The sequence below is a fragment of the Acinetobacter sp. AL9 genome (assembly GCF_041464035.1).
In the GTDB taxonomy this organism is placed as follows: domain Bacteria; phylum Pseudomonadota; class Gammaproteobacteria; order Pseudomonadales; family Moraxellaceae; genus Acinetobacter; species Acinetobacter towneri.
The window spans coordinates 1-7,239 of record NZ_JAYFSK010000084.1 but is presented as its reverse complement, the minus strand read 5'-3'; the positions used below and the strand labels follow the sequence as shown (position 1 = coordinate 7,239).

Sequence of the window (7,239 nt, the reverse complement as noted above, 5' to 3'; positions counted from 1 at the left end):
TTGCTCTTGTGGCTAAAGCGAAAGCTGCTGGGCTTACTGATGCTCAAGCCGCTGCATATGCAGATGCCAATAAAGAAGCAACCTCTCAAAATGCTCAAACAGCTCTAGACACCATCGTCGCTGCAAATGAAAAAGCTGCTTTAGCTGTTGAAATTGCGAATGCTAAAGGTTTTGGTGAAGGAGCCTATCAGATAAATACAATTACTGCTAATACTAGGGCTAGTAGTTCAAATATTAGTAATAACCTTACATCCGAATCACGTAGTCAATCAGTGGTTTATAATCAACCATACTCAGTTGTATTAGGTAACTATACTGGAGATATCTCTTACGACAATAAAACAGCAGAGATCACTTTAGACAATAGGATATCGAATATTGATATTAAGGGTTTAAAAACTGCTATAGCTGATATACCTACTTTAGGTAGTGCAACTTATACAGGTTTGGCTTTTAATGGCACCTATTCAAATGAAACTAATATTGATTATTCAAATGGATTACCGAGTATTTCTAAAATATCTGAAATACATAAAGGTCAATTAAACTATACTGTTAATTTCACAGACCGTATTGGCTCTGGCTTAATCACAGGTCTAGGAGATACTATTAACTTAGAGCAAGGATCTATATCAGGAACAGGGATTAACTCTACAGCGACTCAATTATATAAATCAGGAACAGGGATTAACTCTACAGCGACTCAATTATATAAATCAGGTACTTACTCTCTAGATTTCTATGGTAAAAAAGCTGAAGAGATTGCAGGTAAAGTCGTCTTTAATGGCAAAGACACCGTAGGTTTTGGTGGTACTCGTGGTGAAATTAAATAATAGAATCTAGAAAAACTAAATTCTAAATAAGCCGTTTGAGTGATCTCAAACGGCTTTCTTAATAAATATCTTTACTGGTTTAATTTGATGTCATTTAAATATTATTTACCTTTTCTTTTTCTTTTTCATTCATACTCATTTGCAGATGAAATAAAAAATACACAACCTCTATTTTTTGAAAAAAAACCTGAAATTAAACCTGACTTATTAATAACTCCTGAAAAAAAGAATCTCTCTATTGGTATATCAGACATGGATGTTGATCCCTCTGAATGTATCAACTTATCTATTCTGGAAAAAGATTGGAACAGTCTAGATATATGTTTAACACGATATAAAAAAACAGATAACTATGATGAAATACTCTATCAATATGGATTAGGTGCTCTTTATTACAATAAAGGTAATAGAAACGAAGCCATTGAGCTATATCAGTCGCTCCTATATAAGAATCCAGATTTAACTTATCCTCGATTTGACTTAGCTATGATGCTATTTCAAGATCAACGCTATAAAGAAGCAAAATCAGAGTTTGAAACTGTAAAAAACACATTAACTCCTCAAATGCAAACCCTCGTTAATCAAATTTTATTAACGATTAATCGATCTGAAAAATGGAATACAGCATTAAATTTTAATTATGAAAAAACTGATAATGTAAATCAGACATCTGATTTAAAAATCATTACTATTGGTAATGCCACTTTTATTCGTAGTGAGGAAGATTTACCACAGAAAGCAGAAGGTTTTGGTTATAATATAAATTTATCTAAAGATACTAATATAAGTAAAAATAATTATATAAATATAAGTACTACAATTGATGGCCTCTATTATTGGGATAATAAAGACTATAACGAGCAGACCTATAGATTAGATATTGGTTATAAAAATAAGAATTTTAAACGTACTTGGGGAATCACTCCATTTATAGAGCAAAATGAACTTGGGAATGAACATTATAATTCTAATTACGGTATTATTTTTGATTTTAATACAAAAATATTAGATAAATATCAGATATCTACTAACTTGAGCCATATAAAAAGAAAATATCGAGATGAAACTTTATCAGAAATATACAATGGTTACACCAATAGCCAAGTCGCACTCATGATTTATCAGCCAAAGCTGAATTTTATTCTTTATAGTGGACTTGATGCGATGCAAGATCATTTAAAAGATAAATCAGAGTCATCTCAGAGTACTGGTTTAAGATTTGGTACGATTCATACCAATAACTTTTTAAATATTCGAGCTGATTTACGTTATGCGAATCGAAATTTTGAAGATGAAAACTTTTGGTATAATGAAAAAAGAAAAGATAAAATCTATGAAACTACTATGACAGTTTGGCAGAATAAAATCCAATGGAAAAACTTTACTCCAAAATTAAACTATAAATATCAAAATATTGATAGCAACCTAGAACTATATACACGCAATAATAGTTCCTTTTTTTTGACGATAGATAAAACTTTTTAAATAATTAGAATTCTATCGAATTTAAAGAGGAAATATCGAATAAAATGGCTATTCAAGCATTTAACTGAAGAAATGATGGCTTATGATCAATAAATCGTTATTTAACATAAAATCTCTTATACGAAAATTACATGTTAAAACCTATTCAAAGTCCGTATTTAATAGCTTCTCTTAGCGGATTTACTCATTTTCAAGCACTTGTAAGTAAAGCTCATCTGCTTTTTGAGCAATGGCTTTGCCATTCTCACGCATTTCTAATTCTTTAGCTACATAGGCTTGAATCGGTATGTTGTAATAGCCACCACCATAGTAGTCTTTAATGAGTTTCAAAGGCACTTCCACACCATATTCATCAAAAAGATTACGTCTGTAATTATATTCATAGATCGTATCCGCATAGGTCGGCAATCGTGGTAGATAGGTCAAGTGTGGTGGAGCAATTTCCATCTGCATCCATGTTTTCTGCTTCTTAGACCTGTACTTTAAAAAACGCTGTGCAAAATGGATAATCTGCCCTGCTTGGGAACGGCTTGCTTTGAAAACAGACCATGTTTCAACCATCAGGAATAGATTTTTAATGTCGGCTCGGTTCTTCTCTGCTAGAGAACTATTTTTTTGACTAGCCAATTTATTAATAGAATCAGTAAATTTAGTTTTAATTTTTTCAATACTTTGCTTTGTATATCGCCAAGTCCACGTATAAGCCCTTACTCGGTCTTTGTAGTCTTTTTCATCACCCAAGATGAGCTGTTTATAAGTCTTATGCGTATCTCTAAAAAGCTCCATAGTCACCAGGGCAGTAGGTTTGACAGCAATTGGATTTTTTAAGACAAATTGTTTTGGCTCATTATCTTTGAAGTAGTCTGCAATCAAGGTCTTTTCTGCTGAAATTGAATCGAGATCCCACTTAAAGCCTTTGTACTTCTCTTTTAGTTTCTCGATCTTTAAACGCTCCGACTCTTTCGCAAGTTTATTGCTCTCGATACCGTTGAAAGTATTGAAATCCCTACTTGTAGGTGTCGTGAATAAGCAATATATAAACCATTTATTTTCATTAAAAACATCTCTTTGTACGATCATCGTGCAAATAGGATGACCCTTTTCTAGGCGGTAAGAACGCTGTCTTGGTGAAATCCCCAATTCATAACGCTCTGTCATCTTCTCCAAAACTGATTCAATAGATTTTTTAGAACTGTCGTACTCAAAGCCGAAATAAAAATACGCACCATTAGCAACGTGGTCAGCGAGCCGTTGCATTGTAAATTTTGTATGTGGACTAAAAATTATCATCCAAAATATTTCCAATAATTGTTATCAAGGGTTAAATCACAAAATACGCTGTTTTTTGATCAAAAACTAGCATTGTAATTGAGTAAAAGGATTTTTGGTTTTGAGCTATTTTTTGCTTTTTCCATAGCGAAGCTATAGTGAACTTGCGAAGCAAGTTTTAAGGACTTCTAGATGGTATTTGTAAGAGGGTAATAAGTAGTTCCATGCGAACGCACCTAGACAGCATATTTTTTGTGCATTATGATTTTCTCATCAGTTGTGAAGTGTGTCTGACCAACGCACCTAAAAGACCTAACCGTTTTTTAGTGTGCCGTTAGGCACACTAAAAATTTTGATTTCAACAGCTCACAGTGGAAAGGTTGACAGCCTGAAAACTGCTTGACGGAGCGGACTGCCATTTAACCGTGGCTCGGTACGTTCTGATGAGGGCTGATGAGGGGTGGCTTTTGCCTACCCTCCGATTCTACTCAATCCACTTCATTGTTGGTTCTTGAAGTTGGGCGACAAGGAAACGGAATCACCGAAAGGTGGCGGATGGGTTTGCCCCCATTCTAGGCTGAAAGGGCTGAAATCCTGCTTTTGAAGAAATAGTGAGTGAAATCCATAGATGGAGAGTAGCGTTAATAACTACCGTTCTTCGCTGATCTGAAAGGGATTGGCGAGGTGCGTGGCACACACGATGGCTTCTGCGGTATTCGAGAGGGTACAGGCGATCAAGGTGAAAGCTGGCGAGAGTGGCACTTTTTGGTCAGGTGGTGAATTTGTCGTGATGACATTCCATTTTGGCTCGAAAGGTCGATGTATAGCTTAAACGTGTTAAAGGTGGGGAGAGATCCTCATCGACTGTGCTAAGTAAGTGTTCTACCCATAATGATATTTTTTAAACTGCGTAATCGGTATTTTGGAACTGCGTACCGAAAAGCAAGGAAAAGGTTTAAAAAGTTAGTGGATGAACGTACTGCTTGTTAAGACTTCATTAGATAACTTGGGACGCACTTTTATGTCATTAGGTTTTGTCACCTAAGTTGTTGAATAACTAATAATTTTTAGTTGTCGGCATAGATGTGTTGGAGCGATCTTTAGTAGCGCATATAAGGTAGATTTTTTACCGAAGTTGTACTGTAATAATTCTGAATAAGTTATTGTTTTTATTTGTAAAATAGATAGTGATCTATAATTGCAGATAAACTTGATGATGAATATGAATTTTCTTTTGAGTTGTTTTATCAAAAGTTGGTTAAAAAACCATAGCTACCATTTGGAGAAATCCATTGTTAAGGGAATCGTGGTTTTGCGAAAGAGTGAGTTGAGGCTACAGGGGACTGTAGTTGAGTGTGTTACTTCCTGCATGGTCATAGTGCTTGAAGGCTGTGGATTTAAAGCCACAGGGGATTAAAAAGGTTAAATGGGGATTGGTCTCCCCTGCTGTTCGAGTTGGTCGCTCGGACTAAACTAAACTTCTGAAGACATAGTTTTTCGAGGTTGTTATCCACCATAGGATAAATATTTTCTGATTTTATGAATAAAATTAGCGTTTTAAAGTTTGGTGTTGGTTGGTTGGCAATCGGCACTTCGACAAAATTTTACGGTGCATACGTTATAAGCATTTTTTAGACCCCCTCGGATATTCTTGCCAACAGAATATCGAAACGAGGTGGGTTGTCTAAATGCTCACCATTTGCGTTTTAAGGCACTTTAAGCCAAACCCTATAGGTAGGGAGTAGGAATGACCAATAAAACGCCAAATACAGCAAACCATGCGCTATAAATCCACATCTTTTGGTGTATCTTGCTCGCGATCTGTCATAAAATCTTCTAACCCTGTTGGGTCATCATGGTTTTTAAAGAACTCCTCCCAAGTTACTTCATAAAAGACACCATCTTCATTGGCTCTAAACCATCGTGGTTTATTGAAGTTCTTTCTCGAGAGAGAAACCAAATCTTCATCTTTTTTATCTTTGCTCATCTCAGATCCTCTTTAGCGAGTGTCTACGAGCGACACAACGAAAATTTGCGCCTAGACTCCCTGAAAAACTGCTTTTTAAAATATTTGCTTCAACAAATTGAAAGTAGATCACATGCTGATCTTTGCACCTAGACCGAGCGAAGCGAGCATAAAAAACTTATGAGCGAAGCGAATTCCGAGTTGCTTTTGCCTTTTCTTAAAGTAACAAGAATATTAACTAAAAATTGCCCCTACGAATCGAGCGAAAGCGAGATTCAATAGAGTTTGAGCGAGTGAAACGAAGCGAAAACCAATGCGTGGCAAATGGGTCTGTGATCAGTGCGACACCCTGACTCAGCAAGCGATGCCCGCCTATGTGATTGATAAAGGCATTGCTTCACCTGAACTGCTTAGCCATGTGCTGGTTTCCAAATACGCTGATCATTTACCCCTGTACCGTCAGCGCCTGATCTATCAGCGGGCGGGTATTGATCTTTCCAGATCAACGTTATCTGGCTGGATTGGCCGCTGCGGGGTGGAACTGGAACCTCTGGCCAATGCCTTAAAAGAGGTAGTGCTGCAACAGCAGGTGCTGCATGCAGATGAAACACCAGTCACCATCATGCGGATGGGTGAGAATGATAAAAAACCGAAGAAAGGTTATGTCTGGGCCTATGCCACCACACAGTACAATCCAGTTCAGGCGGTGATCTATGACTTTCAGGATAGCCGTTCTGGCCAGCATGCTGAAGAGTTCCTGAAAACCTGGCAGGGTCATCTGGTCTGTGATGATTACAGTGGTTATAAAGCACGCTTTAAATCAGGCCAGGTCATTGAGGTGGGCTGCATGGCCCATGCACGTCGTAAATTCCATGAACTGCATGTAACTGGGAAAAGTCAGGTTGCTGAACAGGCCTTAGTGCTGATTCAGAAACTGTATGCGATAGAAGCCGAACTCAGGAAAAAGACCGATGGTACAGCAGAACATCGCCGCGAATACCGGCAACAGCATAGCCAACCGGTGATGCAACAACTGTATGAATGGCTCAACCAACATTATCTGACGGTGCCATCGAGTTCTCCCACCGCCAAGGCCATCAATTACACTCTGAAGCGTTGGCCAGCCTTAAGCCGCTATCTGGATGATGGCAATCTACCAATTTGCAACAATTGGGTCGAGAATCAGATGCGACCTTGGGCCTTAGGACGCAAGAACTGGCTGTTTGCTGGCTCACTGCGCAGTGGTCAGCGAGCGGCGAATCATGACTTTAATCCAGTCAGCAAAGCTGAATGGACTGGATCCGTATGCCTATTTAAGTGATGTGCTGAAAAGGTTACCGACACATAAAGTGACCCAAATAGAAGAATTACTGCCACACCAGTGGCAACCCGATCAAAATTAAAAAATAGGTATGGGGTTCAGCGGACGCTTACTATTATGTTAATTTTAGAAATACTTAATGATGGCTAATTGAAAGTGATTACATAAAAAAAGCCTAGAATGAGTCTAGGCTTCAGATTGATTAGCAAAATCGTTTTATTAAAAATAAATATCAATACTAGGACTTACGCACTATTATTTAAAGATTCTCTGTGGTAGCAGATGATTTTTATCGAGAATAAAGTCATCAATGAAGCTTTTGATAATTGGTCTAAATAATTTCTTCTGCCAACGATATACATTTT

Annotated in this window: 4 protein-coding genes and 2 pseudogenes; 3 read left to right on the top strand and 3 right to left on the bottom strand. The window is 37.2% G+C overall.

Going from position 1 to position 7,239, the window contains the following annotated elements; translation table 11 throughout:
• Together ACEO2X_RS12805 and ACEO2X_RS12800 are read left to right on the top strand one after the other, a co-directional pair.
• A partial coding sequence (locus tag ACEO2X_RS12805) for a factor H binding protein domain-containing protein (RefSeq protein WP_371972110.1) occupies window positions 1-833 on the top strand: 833 nt, incomplete at its 5' end.
• A gap of 87 nt (window positions 834-920) precedes the next feature.
• Window positions 921-2,318: a surface lipoprotein assembly modifier gene (locus ACEO2X_RS12800; protein WP_371972109.1), complete on the top strand. Its 1,398-nt coding sequence runs from the start codon at window positions 921-923 to the stop codon at window positions 2,316-2,318.
• A gap of 180 nt (window positions 2,319-2,498) precedes the next feature.
• Here the strand turns inward: ACEO2X_RS12800 and ACEO2X_RS12795 are convergent, their stop codons facing one another.
• Complete coding sequence (locus tag ACEO2X_RS12795) at window positions 2,499-3,575, bottom strand: hypothetical protein (RefSeq protein WP_371972108.1); 1,077 nt, start codon at window positions 3,573-3,575, stop codon at window positions 2,499-2,501.
• 1,795 nt (window positions 3,576-5,370) lie between these two features.
• Window positions 5,371-5,574, bottom strand: a complete 204-nt coding sequence (locus ACEO2X_RS12790; protein WP_371972107.1) for a hypothetical protein — start codon at window positions 5,572-5,574, stop codon at window positions 5,371-5,373.
• Between the two features lie 280 nt (window positions 5,575-5,854).
• Between ACEO2X_RS12790 and ACEO2X_RS12785 the strand changes: the two are divergent.
• A pseudogene (locus ACEO2X_RS12785) lies at window positions 5,855-6,956 on the top strand (IS66 family transposase); the annotation flags it as partial.
• A gap of 173 nt (window positions 6,957-7,129) precedes the next feature.
• On the opposite strand, the pseudogene ACEO2X_RS12780 reads toward ACEO2X_RS12785, so the two are convergent.
• Window positions 7,130-7,239: pseudogene (locus tag ACEO2X_RS12780) on the bottom strand (IS701 family transposase); the annotation flags it as partial.